This window comes from Methylocystis silviterrae (genome assembly GCF_013350005.1).
GTDB lineage: Bacteria > Pseudomonadota > Alphaproteobacteria > Rhizobiales > Beijerinckiaceae > Methylocystis > Methylocystis silviterrae.
This window is the reverse complement of record NZ_JABVWW010000007.1, coordinates 133,320-150,525: the sequence shown is the minus strand read 5'-3', so window position 1 is coordinate 150,525 and position 17,206 is coordinate 133,320. Positions and strand designations below refer to the sequence as shown.

Sequence of the window (17,206 nt, the reverse complement as noted above, 5' to 3'; positions counted from 1 at the left end):
GCTCACCGTCTCGCGAAGCCGCGCAAAATCTCCTATACCGCTGCGATGACCGCCACCTCTGCCACCACCGCGCGGACGGCCCTCTACCCCGGCACGTTCGACCCCTTGACCTTTGGCCATCTCGACGTGATGGCGCAGGGCGGGGCGCTGTTTGACAGGATCGTCGTGGCGATCGGCGTGCACCACGGCAAGAAACCGTGGCTCTCTTTCGACGAGCGCGCGGCGGTCATTCGCGACGCCTGCGCCGGGCTGGGCGCGTCTTGCGGCTTCGAGGTCGCGGGCTTTGACGGACTCGTCGTCGAGGCCGCGCGCCAGCACGGCGCCTGCGCCATTCTCCGCGGTTTGCGCGATAGCGCCGATTTCGACTATGAGATGCAGATGGCGGGGATGAACGGGACGCTTGCGCCCGACATTCGCACGATTTTCCTGCCTGCTTCGCCAGGGCTACGCCATGTTAGCGGAACCTTCGTGCGCCAGATCGCGGCGCTTGGCGGGGACGTGTCGGCCTTTGCGCCGGCCGCCGCCGTCGCCGCACTTGAACGCGCCGTCAAAAGGCGCGGCAACACATAGGGAGGCTTCATGAAATTCACGCGCCGTCTCATCCTTGCCGCTGCGGCCGCCGCCGCGCTGAGCGCCATGCCTGCCAGCGCGGCCGATGACCACACACTCTACCTCGACACAAAAGACGGCCGCGTCACCATCAAGCTGCGGCCTGATCTCGCGCCCAAACATGTCGAGCGCATTGAGAAGCTCGCGAAAGAGCATTTCTACGATGGCATTGCGTTCCATCGCGTCATCGACGGTTTCATGGCTCAGGCCGGCGATCCCACCGGGACGGGCATGAGCGGCTCCCGCTATCTCGATCTTAAGGCGGAGTTCTCGAATACGCCGTTCAAGCGCGGCGTCCTCGGAATGGCGCGTCAGCCGGGCGACAATGACTCGGCCAATTCGCAGTTCTTCATCGTCTACGCGGACGCGCCGCAGCTCAACGGCAAATACACCGTGTTCGGCGAGGTGGTCTCCGGCATGGACGTCGTCGACAAGATCAAGAAGGGTTCGAAGTCCAATAATGGCATGGTCGATAATCCGGATAAGATCATCAAGATGCGCGTCGCTGGCGACGAGAGCTGAGTTGAAGAGCTGCTACGCCTGCAAAAATCAAAGGAAATGATAATGACCGAAGCCGCCGACACCATGACGCTTGAGACGACGAAGGGACCGGTCGTCATCAAATTTCGTTCAGACCTCGCGCCCAATCATGTCGCGCATATCAAGAAGCTCGTCTCGGAAGGATTCTACGACGGCATCGTCTTTCATCGCGTGATTGACGGCTTCATGGCTCAGACGGGCTGCCCGCGCGGCACGGGCACGGGCGGATCGCAATATCCAGACCTCAAGGCCGAGTTCAACAGCACGCCGCATGTGCGCGGCACCTGCTCGATGGCCCGCGCGCAAAGCCCAGACAGCGCCAATTCGCAGTTCTTCATCTGCTTCGATGACGCGCGCTTCCTTGACAATAAATACACGGTCTGGGGCGAAGTGGTCTCCGGCATGGAGAATGTCGATAAGATCAAGCGCGGCGAGCCGGTGAAAGATCCCGACAAGATCGTCAAGGCCACGTTGGGCTGATCGACTGACGCGAGAATGAACTCCTTGGTCAAGCATGCGCCCCGGCCTTGGGCGCATGTGCAGTAAAGTCCTGAGTTCGACGCAGGATTCGGAACTATCTCTCCAGACGCTGGTTGCAAAGTATCGCTCGCCGACGGGCGAGCGGAACAGTGGAGAGTATCCGATGAAATCGCTCAAGTTGTTGATCGCTACAGTCGCGGCGATCGCGCTTTCCGCCGGCGTGACAGCGAATGCAGGGCGCGATCGCACGGGCGCGAGCTCGAGCAAAAGTCAAACTCAGTCTCGCAGCAGCAATCAGTGGCAGGAGAAACAAGGCCAACCAGCCAAGGATATGGAGGATACGAGATCTGGCGGCGGCTGGCGGGAGATGGGCCGCGACGACGACCCCTCGCCGACTTGGCGAGGCAGCGCAGCGCGGGAACGGATGCGCGATCAGGATAGCCAGTCAGGCATGGACCGGACGGGCATGGATCGGCGGACGACGAAAGGGAGATCCGCAGCTGAAATGCGCGAACTGGAGCAGCTCGGCTCCGCCCGCGTAATTTTTTACAGGCTCGGCCCCACCGATATGCGCATGTCTCAGCTGATCGGCAGCGACGTCCGCAATCTTCAGAATGATAACGTGGGCGAGATCGAAGACGTCATCTTCGACAACAATAGAAACGTGCGTGCGGTCATCGTCAGCGTCGGCGGTTTCCTCGGCACCGGCGAGCGCCATATCGCAATTGACCCGACATCAATGGTCGTTTCGAGGAACCAAGATGGCGACATCGAAGCGATTGTGAACACGACTCGCGACGATCTGCGGAACGCTCCGGAGTTCCGGTTCGACGAGCGTCGCCGACGCGTCGGCTCCTACCAATAAGCTCTCGCCGCGGCGCCGGTTGGTCGACAATCGGCGCCGCCAACCGTTCTGGCGTACTTGACCTGACGGAGCTTATGGTTTTTGCAAGCTCCGCATGCGCGTCGACCTTTTCGACTTCAACCTCCCGCAAGACAGAATCGCACTTCGGCCCGCCGATCCTCGCGACAGCGCCCGTATGCTCGTCGTCCCGTCGGGCGGGCCTTTCGAGGACAGGATTGTTCGCGATCTGCCGAATTACCTTCGTCCGGGAGACGCGCTCGTCGTCAATGATTCGCGCGTCATTCACGCGCGGCTTTCCGGTCGGCGCTTTCGCGGCGCGTTGAGCGCCAATGTCGAAGCGACGCTGATCGAACGGCTGGACGCTTCCCGCTGGCGCGCGCTGATGCGCCCGGCAAAGAAGCTCGCGATCGGCGATCGCATAAGCTTTATGGGCCATGGGGGCGAGATCGACGCTCGCGTCGAAGCAAAGGGAGAGGACGGCGAAATCACGCTCGCTTTCGAGCTTCGCGGACCCGCTCTGGATATCGCGATAGAGCAGGCGGGCGTCATGCCCCTGCCGGCCTATATTGCCGGCAAGCGCTCGGCCGACGCGCGTGACGAAAGTGACTATCAGACGATCTTTGCGCGCGAAGCGGGAGCGGTCGCCGCGCCCACGGCGGGCCTGCATTTTACGCCGCAGCTGCTCGCTGCGATCGAAGCGCGGGGCGTTCATCTTTATCGCGTGACGCTGCATGTGGGCGCCGGCACCTTTCTTCCCGTGAAGGCGGATGACACGGACCTGCACAGGATGCACGAGGAATTCGCGCGGCTTGACGCTGAAACGGCGCAGGCGCTGAACGATGTGCGGGCGGGAGGCGGACGCATCGTCGCCGTCGGCACGACGGCGTTGCGCGTGCTCGAAAGCGCCGCGGACGACGCCGGACGGCTTGCGCCTTATGCCGCGCGCACGCGGATCTTCATTACGCCCGGCTATCATTTCCGCGCCGTGGACATGCTGCTCACCAATTTCCATCTCCCGCGTTCGACGCTGTTTATGCTGGTCGCGGCGTTTGCCGGCCTTGAGCGCATGAAGGCCGCCTATGCGCATGCCATCGAAAGCGGCTATCGCTTTTATTCCTACGGCGACGCTTGTCTGCTTCAGCGCTCCAAAACATGAGCGAGCCTCGCGATATGCGCATCCTCGCGCTCTGGCGTGACGATCCGCGAGAGGCGCCGATGACCATTGACGCGCGGATCGACGGCGCGCGAATCGTTTCGGCATGGAATCTTTTCGGCGCCTTTGCGCTCGACGGCGATAGCGTGCGCCCATTCGTTCTACGGCGCGACGGACGAATCGACTTCGGTCATGGAGAGAGCTGGCGATCTGACCTGCGCGAGGCGACGATAAATGTCGGCTCAGAGTTCGCCGTATGGTTCAACGAATGCGACAGCGGCCGCTATCGCATTGTGAAAATTGCCGCGCTCGGCGCAAAGGACAGGACGTGACGCAGGCTTTTTCCTTTTCCGTTCTCGCGACCGACGGCCTCGCCCGCCAGGGCGAAATTCTCACGCCGCGCGGATCGATCCGTACGCCCGCCTTCATGCCGGTCGGCACCGCAGCGACGGTGAAGGCGATGTTCGTCGAAGACGTACGCGCCGCGGGCGCCGACATTCTTCTCGGCAATGTCTACCATCTCATGCTGCGACCAGGCGCAGAGCGGATCGCGCGGCTGGGCGGGCTGCATGAATTCATGCGCTGGCCCTATCCGATCTTGACGGATTCCGGCGGTTTTCAGGTGATGTCGCTTGCGAAGCTGCGCAAGCTCGATGAAAGCGGCGTGACGTTTCAGTCGCATATCGACGGTTCACGCCATCATCTTTCGCCCGAGCGCTCGATGGAAATTCAGGATCTCCTCGGGTCGGACATTCAGATGCAGCTCGACGAATGCGTGCGCCTGCCATGTTCCGAAAGCGAGGCCGAACGCGCCATGCGTCTTTCGCTGCGTTGGGCCGAGCGTTCGCGTAAGGCGTTTCGCGAGCGCCCGGGCAGGGCGGTGTTCGGCATCGTGCAAGGCGGTGAATCGAAGCGGCTTCGGATCGAAAGCGCCCAGGCGCTTGCCGGCATGGAGTTCCACGGGATCGCCGTCGGCGGTCTGGCCGTCGGCGAGCCTCAGGGCGTGATGCTCGACATGCTCGAGACGACCGCCCCGCATTTGCCCGAATCAAAACCTCGTTATCTCATGGGCGTGGGCGCGCCTGACGACATCGTTCAGGCCGTCGCGCGGGGAATCGACATGTTTGACTGCGTGATGCCGACTCGGGCCGGCCGACACGGCCTTGCCTATACCCGCCACGGACGGGTGACGTTGCGCAATGCGCGCCACGCCGACGATCCGCGGCCGCTCGACGAGGCGTCGTCCTGCCCGGCCGCGCGCGATTATTCGCGCGCCTATCTGCATCACCTCGTCAAAGCAGGGGAAATCCTCGGGATGATGCTGCTGACCCAGGCCAATGTCGCCTATTACCAGGAGCTGATGGCGGGCCTGCGCGGGGCCATCGGCGCCGGGCGCCTCGCCGACTTCATCGCCGAAACGCGCGCCAAATGGATCGAGGGCGAAAGCGCTTAACGACCTCAGCCGAGTTTACGGACCAGATAATATGGTTTACGAAAACAATATTCGGCGGGGGCGGAACATGGGCCGCTACCATGAAGAGCTCACCAGAAGATTTTTGATCGGCGTTCGGCGGGAAGCGCCAGCAAAGGCGCGTCGGCCGACGCATCTGCGACGCGAGAGCGTTCGCACGCGCCCGTCAAAATCCAAACTGGCGTCGATGGAGAATGGGATGTCGCATCCTGGCGAAATTCTTGCCCGTCATTTGCAGGAACTCGGACTGACGGCGTCGGATCTGGCGCGAGATATCGACGTGCCGGTCAATCGGGTCACCGCCATCCTCAATGGCCAGCGGGGCGTCACCGCCGATACCGCGCTGCGGCTCGGACACTGGTTCGGCGTCCAGCCAGAAGATTGGCTGGAGCTGCAGACGCAATATGAGCTTTCGCTCGCGCGCCGCGCTGCCGGCGCGAGGATCAAGTCATTGCCAAGCCTCGCCGATCGTCAGCGCGACTGAGGCATGGGCGCAGTTCAAAAGCTCGCGGAAACGGAATTCTTCCACGACCTGCGTTGGTCCGCAGAATTCGGCGCGGCGACCCGCGCCGTTGTCGCAGACGGCGTTCCTTATTACCTCAACGCCTTCTGGACCGCCGGGCAAAGGCGCGCCCATCCGCTGCATGAGATCAGCTATCGCGCCTGTTTCAAGCCGCAGCTTCCCGCGTTTTTCATCGACCGGCTGACGCAGCCGGGAGATGTCGTCTGCGATCCGTTCATGGGTCGCGGCACGACCATCCTGCAAGCGGCGCTGATGGGGCGGAGGCCCATCGGCTCCGACGCCAATCCGCTGTCGTTGCTGCTGACGCGCCCGCGGCTGCGGCCTCCTGCGCTTTGTGATATCGAGGCGCGGCTTGCGGCCGCGCCCTGGGGGCGCGGCGAAGTTGATCGCGAAGACCTTCTCGCTTTTTACCACTCTGAGACGCTGCGGCAGATATGCGCGCTGCGCCGCTATCTGCTGATCCGCGCAAATGATGGCTGCCTCGACGACGTGGACAGCTGGATCCGCATGGTGGCGCTCAATCGATTGACGGGCCACTCGCCCGGATTCTTTTCAGTTTATACGATGCCCCCGAACCAGGCCGTGTCTGTTAAGGCGCAATTGAAAATCAATGCGCGTCGGGAACAAACGCCGCCGCGGCGCGACATCGGGGAGCTGATTTTCAAGAAATCGCGCGCTTTGCTCGCCGAGGACGCGCCGACGGCTTGCGACGCGCAACTCGTCGTGGCGGATGCCGCCCGTTTGGAGCACATCGTCGATGCGACGGTCGATCTCGTCGTCACGTCGCCGCCTTTTCTCGACGTCGTCGACTATCGCGGCGACAATTGGCTGCGCAACTGGTTCGCGGGAATCGACGTCGACAGCATCCGCCTGTCGCAGCTTCGCGCGCCGGAAGACTGGCGCGCAATGACTCGCGACGTTTTCCAAGAACTGGCCCGTGTCGTGAAGCCGGGCGGTCACGTCGCTTATGAGGTTGGCGAGGTCAGGGGCGGGGCGCTCCCGCTCGAACAGCTGGTCTGGCGCGCGCTCGACGATCTTCCGTTCGAGCGATTGGGCGTGCTCGTCAACGAGCAAAGCTTCACGAAAACCAGCAACTGCTGGGGCGTCGCCAACAATGTGAAGGGCGTCAACAGCAACCGAATCGTGATCGCGCGTCGCTTTTGACGTCGCATCAGCCGGCGCGCAGCAGGCGCACGGCGTCGTCGCGTTCGAAGAGGTAGAGCAGGGCGCGCAAGGCCCGGCCTCTGTCGCTCGCAAGCTCGGGATCGCGACGCAGAATCAATTCGGCGTCATCGCGCGCCACGGCGAGGAGGCGCGCGTGGGCGGAAAGGTCGGCGAGCCGAAAGCTCGGCAGACCGGCCTGGCGCACGCCGAGAATTTCGCCTTCGCCGCGCAGCCGCAGATCTTCCTCGGCGATGCGAAATCCGTCTTCCGTCTGGCGGATGATCATCAGCCGCGCCTTCGCCGCTTCGCTCAAAGGACCCTTGTAAAGAAGCAGGCATGAGGACTTTCCCGAGCCGCGCCCAACGCGTCCGCGCAGCTGGTGCAGCTGCGCAAGGCCGAAGCGCTCCGCGTGTTCGATGACCATGATCGTCGCTTCCGGAACGTCGACGCCAACTTCGATGACCGTGGTCGCGACCAGAATTTTGACTTCGCCGCGCTGAAAGGCTTCCATCACCGCGTCCTTCTCGCCGCCTTTCATTCGGCCGTGAACGAGGCCGACCGCCGCTCCAAAAAGCTTCGACAGATCAGCGTGCCGCGCTTGCGCAGCGGAGAGGTCCAGCTCCTCATTCTCCTCGACGAGCGGACAGACCCAATAGGCCCGCGCCCCCTCAGCCAAGGCGCGGCGCAGCCCCGCAATTACTTCGTCGATTCTCTCGGCCGGAAGCGCGCGCGTTGAGATCGGCGTGCGGCCGGGCGGCTTTTCGTCGAGCGCCGAGCAGTCCATGTCGCCGAAGGCGGTCAGCGCCAGCGTGCGCGGAATGGGCGTCGCGGTCATCACCAGCACGTCGACGGCGTCGCCCTTAGCGCCGAGCGCCAGCCGCTGCTCGACGCCGAAGCGATGCTGCTCATCGACGACGGCGAGGCCGAGGTCGTGAAAGGCGAGATCGCTTTGCACGAGAGCATGCGTGCCGATGACGACGTCGACTTCGCCCGCTCCAATGGCGGCGTGGAGCGCTGCGCGCTCGCTCGGCTTGGCGCGGCCTGTCAGCAGCGCGACGCGCAGTCCCGCGGATGCGAGCGTTGGCGTAAGCCGATCGTGGTGCTGACGCGCAAGGATCTCGGTCGGGGCCATCAAGGCGCTTTGCCGGCCGGTCTCAGCCACGCTCGCGATGGCGAGCGCCGCGACGACGGTCTTGCCGGATCCGACATCGCCCTGAACGAGCCGCAGCATGCGCTGTTCCGACGCAAGATCGGCGCGGATTTCGTCAAGCGTGCGCAGCTGCGCGCGCGTCAGGCGAAACGGCAGGGCGGATTCGATCGCTCGGGCGTAGCGGCCGTCGCCCTTGTGCGCGCGACCCGGAGGGCGGCGCATCTTTGCGCGAATGAGGCGCAGCGCGAGCTGGCTCGCGAGCAATTCATCGAGCGCGAGACGCTGACGAGCAGGATGCTGCGACGAGAGCGCATCAGCGCTTGCCGGCCGGTGCGCCGCGCGCAGCGCCTCGGCGAATGCGGGAAGCTTATTGGCGGCGAGAACGCTGGCGTCCTGCCATTCCGGAAGATTCGGCAGGCGCGTCAGCGCTTCTTCCGTCGCGCGTAAGACATACCGCGCCTGCAGGCCCTCGGTGAGGCCATAGACGGCTTCATATGGGGGGAGCTTCGCCAATCCGGCTTCGTCGAGCACGCGGTCCGGATGCACGATCTGGCGGCGCCCGTCATAAAGCTCGATGCGTCCCGAAATCCAGCGCGTCGCGCCAAGCGGCAGGCTGCGTTCGATCCAGTCGGGATTGGCGAGAAAGAACACGAGTTCGACGTCGCCGGTGTCATCCTCGACGAGCACGCGATAGGGCGATTTCGAATATCGGCCCTGAGGGCGACGATGCTCGGTGACGCGCGCCTTCAACACCACCATCGTTTCGAGCGGGGCGGCGGCGATCGTGGGCCGCACGCTGCGGTCGATGACAGTCGACGGAAGATGGAAAAGCAGATCGACGAGGCGCGCTTCCGTCCCCGGCTTGGCGAGCAGCCGATCGAACGGCCTGGCGGTTTTCGGCCCGACGCCAGGCAGTGCGGCGACGCGACCGAAGAAGGGGTCGAGCAGGGAGGGACGCATGAAGGTTCAGTTCAGCTCGCCGGCGCGGAACGGGTCACTTGATCTCGACATCGTAGCTCGGCGCGCCCTCCGCGCCCTTGTAGGTGAAATGCCACCATTCGCGCGGAAAATTTTCAAAGCCGTGGCGGCGCATCAGCGCCACGAGCGCGTCGCGATGCGCCCGCGCCGTCTTTGAGGTTTTGGCTTTCGTCCATGAGCGCGTATCGAAAAAATCGAACGGCGTGCCGAAATTCCAGCCTTTGACGCCCATATCGACGGCCAATCCCGTCGAATGGGTGGAGTGTTCGGCGATATAGCCCTCGGGAAACAGCGCACTCTTGGCGAGGCGCGGATAATGTTCGGTCTTCGTCCGCTGATCGGCGTTGCGCGACCAGTCGACGAAGGCCGAAACGGCGCGCAGCGGTCGGTAGCAATCGTAGACGACGAGCGAAATCCCGCGGGCGCGCGCATCCTTCTGCGCGGCGGCCAGCGCTTTGGCGGCCTCAGTGCGCAGCCAGCATTGCGGCGCGTCATAGCCGGGCACTGGGGCGCCGGTGAAATTGTCGGCGCCGGCATAGCGCATCTCCTGAACGATGCCCGGCGCGACGTCAGCAAGGCGCGCGAAGCCTGGCGGCGGTTCGCCGGCGTGCGCCGATGGTGCGGAAAACACCCCGATAAGAAGAAACATCACTCTGCGCATGGCGGCTCCACGTGCGTTGGCGCAATTCGTAACTCTCGAACCCTGACTATAGGTCTTTCCATCGCAATCGGGAGGCCTTTCATGTCCGAGAAACTCGCGCCTTTCGCCGGCCTCACTCTTGCCGCTCTCGCCGCCGCGATCGCGTGGGGCGCGACGGCGCTCGCTGGCGATCGTTGCAAGGCGACGGACGCCATGGGCGCTTCGATCGCCATCCGCGATCAGCGCAAAAATGTCATCGGCGCCATTGAAGACGGGAAGGCAATTATCGTGCAGCGCTATGGCGAGGACGATCACGGCAAGCCCTGGGCCTATGTGGCGAGCCCCGGCGGCAAGCGGCTCGGCTGGCTCTATCGTGAATTTATCCGCTGCAGCTAAAGCGCCCGCTTCGGCCGGGCTATCCCTTCGCCTTGGCGAGGCCGCCATGCGCGGCCGACCAGGCGACGGGATCGGCGATGAAGGCTTCGACTTCGTTCAGCGCGTCATCGGGAAAATATTTGTGCTCGCGGGCCACGGCGAGCACGTCTCGCCAGGTTGCGAGCGCATGCAGGCTTATGCCGAGCGCGGCCAGCTCCTCGCGCGCGCCGGCGAATATATCGTAGAAGAAGAACACGAAGACATGGTCGCAGCGCTGCCCTGAGTCGCGCAGCGCCTGCACGAAATCCTTCTTCGAGCCGCCGTCGGTCGCCAGATCCTCGACGAGCAGGGCGCGGCCGCCCTCCATCACATCGCCTTCGATGCGGGCGTTGCGGCCGAAGCCCTTGGGCTTTTTGCGCACATATTGCATCGGCAGCATGAGGCTGTCGGCGATCCAGGCCGCGAAGGGAATGCCGGCCGTCTCGCCGCCCGCCACGACGTCGAGCGATTCATAGCCGATGTCGCGCTCGATGGTCCGCGTTGCGAATTCGACGAGGCGACGCCGCAGTCGCGGAAAGGCGATGATCTTGCGCATGTCGATATAGACCGGCGACGCCCAGCCGGCGGTGGTTATGAAAGGCTTATCGACATTCACGAGCACCGCTTGCACTTCGATCAGCGCCTTGGCGGTCTCTCGCGCGGCGGTTTGGCGGTCGTTCGACATGGATGCGGCGTGTCCCTGTTTAAAAAAGCCGCGCAGCCATAACCTATTTTGCGCCGCCGCGCTCGCTGGTCTGGCCGAAAAGTATTTCGCGCTCCAGCGCCGTAAAATCGAGACGCGACCGCTCATAGGGAGCGCCCGCCGCATAGGCGCGGATCACCGCCGGCCGGGAACGGATCGCCTCGAACCAGCGCTTGAGATGCGGGAAGTCGTGCAGATCCTGGCCCTGATCCTCATGCGGAACGATCCAGGGATAGCAGGCGATGTCGGCGATCGAATACTCGCCTGCGAGAAAAGGCGTCTTGGCGAGCTGACCGTCCATCACGCCGTAGAGCCGACCGGTCTCGTTACGGTAGCGCTCGATCGCGTAGGGAATTTTTGCCGGCGCGTATTTGGCGAAGTGGTGGTTTTGACCGGCCATCGGGCCAAGTCCGCCGACCTGCCAGAACAGCCACTGCAGCGTTCGCGCGCGGGCATGGAGGTCCGCGGGAAAAAGCCGTCCGGTCTTCTCCGCGAGATAGACGAGGATCGCGCCCGATTCGAAGAGCGCTACCGGAGCGCCGCCATCGGCCGGCGCGCGGTCGACCATGGCAGGCATGCGATTGTTCGGAGAAATCGCGAGAAACTCTGGCTTGAATTGGTCCCCTTTCGTGATGTCGACGGGCTTGATCTGATAAGCGAGTCCCGCTTCCTCGAGAAAAATCGTGACTTTGTGGCCGTTGGGGGTCGGCCAGTAATAAAGATCAATCATGGTCGCATGTCCGACGGGAGAGCAGACTGTGTTGTAAGCCCTCGCGTCGCAAGATCAATGGCTCAGGTCATGCTAGGCTGGGTCCGGGAGTGGTCGACATGTTGATGAGATATTCGAAGATTTTGCTGACGGCCGCGCTCGGCGCGCTCATTCTGCTCGTCGCGATCAATAATGTGACCGACTACGCCACGAATTACCAGTTCGTCAGCCATGTGATGTCGATGGATCAGGTGCCGGCCGGCAGCCCGCTGGAGTGGCGCGCCGTCGCCAGTCCCGCGCTGCATCGGATGTTTTACGCCTTCATCATCGCGGTGGAGTTTTCCGCCGGCGCGCTCATTCTGGCGGGCGTGTGGCGGCTGTTGCTGAGGCGCAAGGCGGAGGCCGCGCGGTTCAACGCCGCAAAGGGCGTCGCGATTGCGGGTCTTGCGCTCGCCGTCGGCCTTTACCTGTTCGGCTTCATGGCCGTCGGCGGGGAATGGTTCCAGATGTGGCGGTCCCAGCCAGACGCCGAGCAAGCCGCGTTCCGCTTCATCGGCTGCGCGGCGCTGGTGTTGCTGTTTCTGGGTCAGCGCGACGATTAACCCGTCACAACCGCTTCAGCATATTGTATCCGAGCAGGCCGCCAAGTCCCGCCCCGACCACCGCGATGAGCGGGCCGCCGATCGCGACGCCGGTCAGACCGCCGAGAACGGCCCCTACGCCCCCGAAAAGATATTTGTTCTTTTTAACGGTGGGGTTTTCGTCGTCAGCCATTGCAAAGTCCTCGCGCGAAAGAGCCGCACTGGCGAATTAATCAGGCCGGCGCTGTTTTCAAGAGCGGGGGCGCGTCAATAAGACGAATTCGGCATGCGCGCCTGCTCAACGTGCAAGCCGATGTTCGACTGACCGCGTCGCGGAGCGGCTTTTTCTCGCCACGACATCGTTCATTTAACCACGACAGAAAGCTGCCGCTGGCCTGAGTTTCACCGGCGCGCCTTGCGGCGCTCGGCTTTGACTCGCGCGCGTCCGCCAGTCGACTAATGACCCAGCGACAGGTGCGACATACGGAAGATGCTGGATACGAGTTTTATCACGATGCCAACGAGCCCTGAGCCGCCATAAAAATTGCCTTTGTTGAGTTGGATAAAAACATGGGCCGGCGCGTCAGATTCATTGGTCACTTCGCACACAAAAAATCCTTCACGGGCGCGCATCGATTCAAAGAGGATTTTCGTGGCGGCGGCGCACTCACGCAGTCGCCCGCGGATCGAACTATCGCGGCTCGTCTTTGCGGACGCCGAAATTGCATTCGCTTGAGAACGACCATGTTTTGATGTGGCGGCCTTGCGATCCTCAGGATGAGTCTGGCTGGTTGGCCGCAGTTTGGAAACGACATTGGCGGTCGTCGCAATGACGTTTCCCAGAGCATAGTCCCGACTCTCGCCGGGCTCGATCCGTTCGCACCAGATCATCGTCTTACCAGCAAGACATAAGATCGCAGGCGTCGACGAATCGTCGACTGGGCAAGTCCTGTAGACATAGGGCGCTCGCGCCCAACTCATGGTCGACGCGTCACAGGGAACGGATTCAATCGTGGCATTGGCGGATGAACAAAGATAGGCAGGCTGGAGAAACAGAAGCGGCGGAGAATTGTCTCCTGCAAGTTTCGTCAGATCGATTTTCTCGACGACGTTGCCTTCGCCAGCCGTCAACAAAATTTCCCTTTGTTTCTCCGAAGTGGCGATCCGATTGAGTTTCACGTCTCCGCCGCCGCAGAACACGTAAAGGAATGTCGCGAACTCATTTGCGATCCAGGCGCGTTTCGGCACGAAGTGAGGACTTTGGCGCGGGATGGTCCGTGTTCCAGGCCACCGGCAAACAGACCTGCTTGGCCGATCAAAAAAGGACGTCTCCGGACCGAGCGTCACCACGAGTCCCTCGCGCGCGCCCAACAAGCGAAAGTCGCTTTCCCCTTTCCGGAGCGAGATGTGTTCGGGACCGGAAAATGGATTGCGCATGAACGTGCGAAACCCGAGGTCGATAAAGTCGATGGGCGTCATGTACATGCGCAAAATCCCTCAGCCAATTTCACAAGCATCTTGGGGAGATCGTCGCTTCGACGGATCGAAAGCTTACGTTCGCGTTTGCGGAAGCGAGCGTCCCTATAACGCAGCTTGCCAGCGTTCGTTCCGCGCAAGTCACGAGGAAGCGGGGCCAGGCGAGGGCTGGCAAATCCATTTGATTATAACCGGCTGATCTTGAGGATGAACTGAAACTGGGTGGCGCCCTGGCCGTTCTGGAATAATGCTTTGGACAAATAGCGATCGAAAGGTGCGGGCGCTAAAGGGCGCTTTGAAATATATAGGGAGCTACGGCGGACATGGACCGGACTGATCTGCAGCGGTTGAGTGCGTGAACTGGAGGGGTGATCAAGCTACTGGTTTCAAAGCGTAATTTAAGTAATTGAATTTGCTGGTGGGCCGGGCAGGACTCGAACCTGCAACCAGACCGTTATGAGCGGCCGGCTCTAACCATTGAGCTACCGGCCCCGAGACGGGGACGCCCCTCCTATACCGCAACCCGAGCGCGCGCAATATCGCGGGCTTGCATGCAATCGCTCTCATCGCGCGCTCCCGTTCGCCCTGGCGCGCGGGCCGTCTGCATACGACAGCTTGTCTTGCCACGGGCCGCGCCGCGCCTGTAAGGCTTCCCGCATGAACGAACGCGACGCGCGCGCGGAGATCGTCGACGCCGCGAAGGAGATGGAGCGGCTGGGGCTCAATCACGGCTCGGCGGGCAATCTGTCCTTGCGGGTTGGCGAGGCCGCGCTTGTCACGCCGAGCGGCGTTCCCAGCCGCGAGCTTTCCCCTGGTCTGATCGCGCGCCTGCCGCTGGCGGGCGAGGGTGTCTTCGAGGGTCCTTTGCCGCCGTCCAGCGAGTGGCGGTTCCATCTCGACATCTACCGCGCGCGACCGGACGTGAACGCTATCGCGCATATGCATTCGCCCTATGCGACGACGATCGCGACCTTGCGGCGCGACATTCCCGCCGTGCATTACATGATCGCCGCCTTCGGCGGCCCGACCGTGCGCTGCGTCGGTTACGCGCCTTACGGCACGGCGGAGCTGTCGCGGCTCGTCGTGGCGGGGCTTGCGGATCGCGACGGCGTGCTGCTCGCCAATCACGGCGCCATCGTCACCGGCGCGACTATGCGCAGAACCCTGTGGCGCGCGGTCGAGCTCGAAGCGCTTGCGCAGGTCTTCTACCTCGGCGCGCTCGCCGGTGAACCCGTCGTGCTTTCCGATGATGAGATCATGCGCACGGTGGAGCGCTTCAAGAACTACGGAACCCGCGAGAGTTCGAAAGAGCTTCGCTAAACGCCAAGGTCCGGGAACAATCCCCTCAGCCCTTCTTCCGTCGCGGCGCAGACGCCGCGCTCGGTAATGAGGCCCGTGACAAAGCGCGACGGCGTGACGTCGAAGCCGAAATTGCGCGCCGCAGAGCCGTCGGGCGTGAGCTGAATTTCGATCGGCGCGCCGTCGACGCCCCGGCCGCTGATATGGGTGACTTCGCGCGCGCTGCGCTCTTCGATCGGAATGTCACGGACGCCGTCGGCGATGCGCCAATCGACGGTCGAAGACGGCAGCGCGACATAGAACGGCACGTCATTGTCGTGCGCCGCGAGCGCCTTGAGATAGGTGCCGATCTTGTTGCACACGTCGCCGGCGCGCGTCGTACGATCGCTGCCGACGATGACGAGATCGACAAGACCATGTTGCATCAGATGGCCGCCGGCGTTATCGGCGATGATCGTATGTGGAACCTCTTCGCCCAGCAGTTCGAAGGCCGTTAGGCTCGCCCCTTGGTTGCGCGGACGCGTTTCGTCCACCCAAACATGTATCGACGCGCCTTGCCGCGCCGCCGTATAGATCGGCGCCAGCGCCGTGCCCCAATCGACGGTGGCAAGCCAGCCGGCGTTGCAATGGGTGAGGATGTTGACGGGACCCTCGCCGAGGCGCGCTTTATGAATGAGTTCGGCGCCGAAGCGGCCGATGGCTTGGCAGGCGGCGACGTCTTCTTCAGCGATCTTGGCGGCCTCCGCATAGGCGAGGCCGGCGCGGGCGGAGATCGGCGCGGCGAGCAAAAGCGCACGCAGCCGATCGAGCGCCCAGCGCAGATTGACGGCCGTTGGCCGCGTGGCGAGCAGCGCCGAATGGGCGCTCTCGATGGCGGCGTCGCTTGGATCGCGCCAGGCGGCGAGCGCCATGCCATAGGCGCCGGTCACGCCGATGAGCGGCGCGCCGCGCACCCTCATCGCGCAGATCGCTTCAGCGGCGTCTTCGCAACTCGCGAGCGTTCTCGTCTCGAAGCGATGCGGGAGCACGGTCTGATCGATGACATGCACCCGCCGCCCGTCCGAATCGAGCCAGATCGTTCTGTAGTCGCGACTGTTAATTCTCATGCGGCTCGCTTTTTGCTTCCATCAAAAACGTCGCGCTTGGATGAGGTCGCCCTCAGCGCCATGTTAGAGGGCTCCGCGACGCTGTGCTAGAAAGCTTTGAAACGCGGCTGCTCCACCGGACACATGGCGCAAGAATTTTCGGCGCAAGAATTTTCGGTCCGATACGCCGAATCGCTCGACTCCGTCGCGGCTGAGGCTTGGGACGCCTGCGCCAATCCGCCCGGCCTGCCGGACGCGGTCGGCGAGCGATATAATCCTTTTATCTCGCACGCGTTTTTGCGCGCGCTCGAATCGTCGAAGTCGGTCGGCGCGCGCGTCGGCTGGGCGCCGGCGCATGCGCTCGTCGAAGATTCGCGGGGGCGGCTTGTCGCCTGCGCGCCGGCCTATATCAAAACGCATAGCCTCGGCGAATATGTGTTCGATCAAAGTTGGGCGCAGGCTTATGAGCTTGCGGGCGGACGCTACTATCCGAAGATTCAGGTGGCCGCGCCCTTCACGCCTGTGACCGGGCGTCGGCTGCTGATCGCGCGTGATGCGCCCGAAGGGGCGCGCGATGCGCTGATCGCCGCCTTGCAGGGATTGCGCAAGGCGAGCGGCGCGTCCTCCATTCACGTCACGTTCTGCACGGAGCAGGAATGCGTTGCGCTGAGCGGCGCCGGATTCATTTACCGCGCCGGAGAACAGTTCCACTTCGTCAATGAAGGCTATGCCGACTTCGAGGATTTTCTGGCGCGGCTCACGGCGCGCAAGCGCAAGGCGATCAAGCGTGAGCGACGCGAAGCGCTCGGCGACGGCATCACAATTGATCTGCTGACGGGAAGCGACATTCGTTCGGAGCACTGGGATTCGTTTTTCGACTTCTACATGGATACAGGCGCGCGCAAATGGGGTCGCCCCTATTTGACTCGCGCGTTCTTCGACGAGATCGGCGCGCGCATGGCGGATCGCATCCTGCTGGTCATGGCGCGTCGCGGCGCGCGGCATATCGCCGGAGCGATCAATTTTCTTGGCGACGACGCAATCTACGGGCGCAATTGGGGGGCGCTGGAGGCGCTGCCGTTTCTCCACTTCGAGGTCTGCTACTATCAGGCGATCGAATTCGCGATCCGCCACGGCTACAAGCGCGTCGAAGCCGGCGCCCAGGGCGAGCATAAGATCGCGCGGGGCTATCGGCCGGTGATCACCCATTCGGCTCATTACCTGGCCGACCCGCGCCTCGCCGAGGCGGTCTCGGACTATCTGGCGCGCGAGCGCGCGGCGGTGGCGGAATGGGCCGCCGAACATGCGGCAGAGCTTCCTTACAAGAGCGAAAACGGCGACTGATTTTCCTTCGCTGTGGCTCCGC

The 17,206-nt window shown here is 63.1% G+C and carries 20 protein-coding genes and 1 tRNA gene; 13 read left to right on the top strand and 8 right to left on the bottom strand.

Annotation, left to right across the window (positions count from 1 at the left end; genetic code table 11):
- The first annotated feature begins 45 nt into the window (after positions 1 to 45).
- The 9 genes from coaD to HUN39_RS10400 all read left to right on the top strand — a co-directional run bounded on the left by coaD (position 46) and on the right by HUN39_RS10400 (position 6,805).
- Positions 46 to 570, top strand: coding sequence for a pantetheine-phosphate adenylyltransferase (coaD, locus tag HUN39_RS10440; protein WP_175094450.1), 525 nt, complete (start codon positions 46 to 48; stop codon positions 568 to 570).
- Between the two features lie 9 nt (positions 571 to 579).
- A complete protein-coding gene (locus HUN39_RS10435) occupies positions 580 to 1,131 on the top strand; it encodes a peptidylprolyl isomerase (RefSeq protein WP_175094449.1) in 552 nt (183 codons plus the stop codon).
- A 42-nt stretch (positions 1,132 to 1,173) separates the two neighbouring features.
- The gene (locus HUN39_RS10430; protein ID WP_018408601.1) at positions 1,174 to 1,629 is read left to right on the top strand and encodes a peptidylprolyl isomerase; all 456 of its coding nucleotides are present in this window, start codon (positions 1,174 to 1,176) and stop codon (positions 1,627 to 1,629) included.
- 163 nt (positions 1,630 to 1,792) lie between these two features.
- Complete coding sequence (locus HUN39_RS10425) at positions 1,793 to 2,494, top strand: PRC-barrel domain-containing protein (protein ID WP_175094448.1); 702 nt, start codon at positions 1,793 to 1,795, stop codon at positions 2,492 to 2,494.
- 94 nt (positions 2,495 to 2,588) lie between these two features.
- Entirely contained in the window at positions 2,589 to 3,650 is a 1,062-nt protein-coding gene (gene queA, locus HUN39_RS10420) for a tRNA preQ1(34) S-adenosylmethionine ribosyltransferase-isomerase QueA (protein WP_175094447.1), read from the top strand.
- A complete protein-coding gene (locus HUN39_RS10415; RefSeq protein WP_175094446.1) occupies positions 3,647 to 3,979 on the top strand; it encodes a hypothetical protein in 333 nt (110 codons plus the stop codon). The genes queA and HUN39_RS10415 overlap by 4 nt, the downstream gene beginning before the upstream one ends.
- Positions 3,976 to 5,100, top strand: coding sequence for a tRNA guanosine(34) transglycosylase Tgt (tgt, locus tag HUN39_RS10410; protein WP_175094445.1), 1,125 nt, complete (start codon positions 3,976 to 3,978; stop codon positions 5,098 to 5,100). The genes HUN39_RS10415 and tgt overlap by 4 nt, the downstream gene beginning before the upstream one ends.
- Before the next feature lie 31 nt (positions 5,101 to 5,131).
- On the top strand, positions 5,132 to 5,602 hold the full coding sequence (locus tag HUN39_RS10405; protein WP_232366029.1) for a HigA family addiction module antitoxin: 471 nt from the start codon (positions 5,132 to 5,134) through the stop codon (positions 5,600 to 5,602).
- Positions 5,603 to 5,605: 3 nt separating this feature from the next.
- Complete coding sequence (locus tag HUN39_RS10400) at positions 5,606 to 6,805, top strand: DNA methyltransferase (RefSeq protein ID WP_175094444.1); 1,200 nt, start codon at positions 5,606 to 5,608, stop codon at positions 6,803 to 6,805.
- 7 nt (positions 6,806 to 6,812) lie between these two features.
- Here the strand turns inward: HUN39_RS10400 and recG are convergent, their stop codons facing one another.
- Both recG and HUN39_RS10390 read right to left on the bottom strand, forming a co-directional pair.
- Entirely contained in the window at positions 6,813 to 8,915 is a 2,103-nt protein-coding gene (recG, locus tag HUN39_RS10395) for an ATP-dependent DNA helicase RecG (protein ID WP_175094443.1), read from the bottom strand.
- 34 nt (positions 8,916 to 8,949) lie between these two features.
- Positions 8,950 to 9,594 carry a M15 family metallopeptidase gene (locus tag HUN39_RS10390; RefSeq protein WP_175094442.1) on the bottom strand — a complete coding sequence of 215 codons (645 nt, stop codon included), beginning with the start codon at positions 9,592 to 9,594 and terminating at the stop codon, positions 8,950 to 8,952.
- Positions 9,595 to 9,675: 81 nt separating this feature from the next.
- Here HUN39_RS10390 and HUN39_RS10385 point away from each other — a divergent pair, with 81 nt between their 5' ends.
- Positions 9,676 to 9,969, top strand: coding sequence for a peptide-binding protein (locus HUN39_RS10385; RefSeq protein ID WP_175094441.1), 294 nt, complete (start codon positions 9,676 to 9,678; stop codon positions 9,967 to 9,969).
- Positions 9,970 to 9,988: 19 nt separating this feature from the next.
- On the opposite strand, the gene HUN39_RS10380 is transcribed toward HUN39_RS10385, so the two are convergent.
- Together HUN39_RS10380 and HUN39_RS10375 are read right to left on the bottom strand one after the other, a co-directional pair.
- Complete coding sequence (locus tag HUN39_RS10380; RefSeq protein ID WP_123176393.1) at positions 9,989 to 10,672, bottom strand: orotate phosphoribosyltransferase; 684 nt, start codon at positions 10,670 to 10,672, stop codon at positions 9,989 to 9,991.
- Between the two features lie 43 nt (positions 10,673 to 10,715).
- Positions 10,716 to 11,420 (bottom strand): glutathione S-transferase N-terminal domain-containing protein, encoded by a 705-nt coding sequence (locus HUN39_RS10375; protein ID WP_175094440.1) that lies wholly within the window; start codon positions 11,418 to 11,420, stop codon positions 10,716 to 10,718.
- 98 nt (positions 11,421 to 11,518) lie between these two features.
- Between HUN39_RS10375 and HUN39_RS10370 the strand changes: the two genes are divergently transcribed.
- Entirely contained in the window at positions 11,519 to 12,001 is a 483-nt protein-coding gene (locus tag HUN39_RS10370; RefSeq protein ID WP_175094439.1) for a DUF2165 family protein, read from the top strand.
- 4 nt (positions 12,002 to 12,005) lie between these two features.
- Here HUN39_RS10370 and HUN39_RS10365 read toward each other — a convergent pair whose 3' ends face one another.
- The 3 genes from HUN39_RS10365 to HUN39_RS10355 form a co-directional block, all read right to left on the bottom strand.
- The gene (locus tag HUN39_RS10365) at positions 12,006 to 12,173 is read right to left on the bottom strand and encodes a hypothetical protein (RefSeq protein ID WP_175094438.1); all 168 of its coding nucleotides are present in this window, start codon (positions 12,171 to 12,173) and stop codon (positions 12,006 to 12,008) included.
- Positions 12,174 to 12,436: 263 nt separating this feature from the next.
- Positions 12,437 to 13,465: a hypothetical protein gene (locus tag HUN39_RS10360; protein WP_175094437.1), complete on the bottom strand. Its 1,029-nt coding sequence runs from the start codon at positions 13,463 to 13,465 to the stop codon at positions 12,437 to 12,439.
- Between the two features lie 407 nt (positions 13,466 to 13,872).
- Positions 13,873 to 13,948: transfer RNA gene (locus HUN39_RS10355), tRNA-Ile, on the bottom strand.
- A gap of 165 nt (positions 13,949 to 14,113) precedes the next feature.
- On the opposite strand from HUN39_RS10355, the gene HUN39_RS10350 reads away from it, so the two are divergent.
- On the top strand, positions 14,114 to 14,776 hold the full coding sequence (locus tag HUN39_RS10350; RefSeq protein ID WP_175094436.1) for a class II aldolase/adducin family protein: 663 nt from the start codon (positions 14,114 to 14,116) through the stop codon (positions 14,774 to 14,776).
- Here HUN39_RS10350 and mtnA read toward each other — a convergent pair.
- Positions 14,773 to 15,861 carry an S-methyl-5-thioribose-1-phosphate isomerase gene (gene mtnA / locus HUN39_RS10345; protein WP_175094435.1) on the bottom strand — a complete coding sequence of 363 codons (1,089 nt, stop codon included), beginning with the start codon at positions 15,859 to 15,861 and terminating at the stop codon, positions 14,773 to 14,775. The two genes, HUN39_RS10350 and mtnA, sit on opposite strands and share 4 nt — an antisense overlap.
- A gap of 123 nt (positions 15,862 to 15,984) precedes the next feature.
- Between mtnA and HUN39_RS10340 the strand changes: the two genes are divergently transcribed.
- Complete coding sequence (locus tag HUN39_RS10340; RefSeq protein WP_175094434.1) at positions 15,985 to 17,184, top strand: GNAT family N-acetyltransferase; 1,200 nt, start codon at positions 15,985 to 15,987, stop codon at positions 17,182 to 17,184.
- The last annotated feature ends 22 nt before the right edge of the window (positions 17,185 to 17,206 follow it).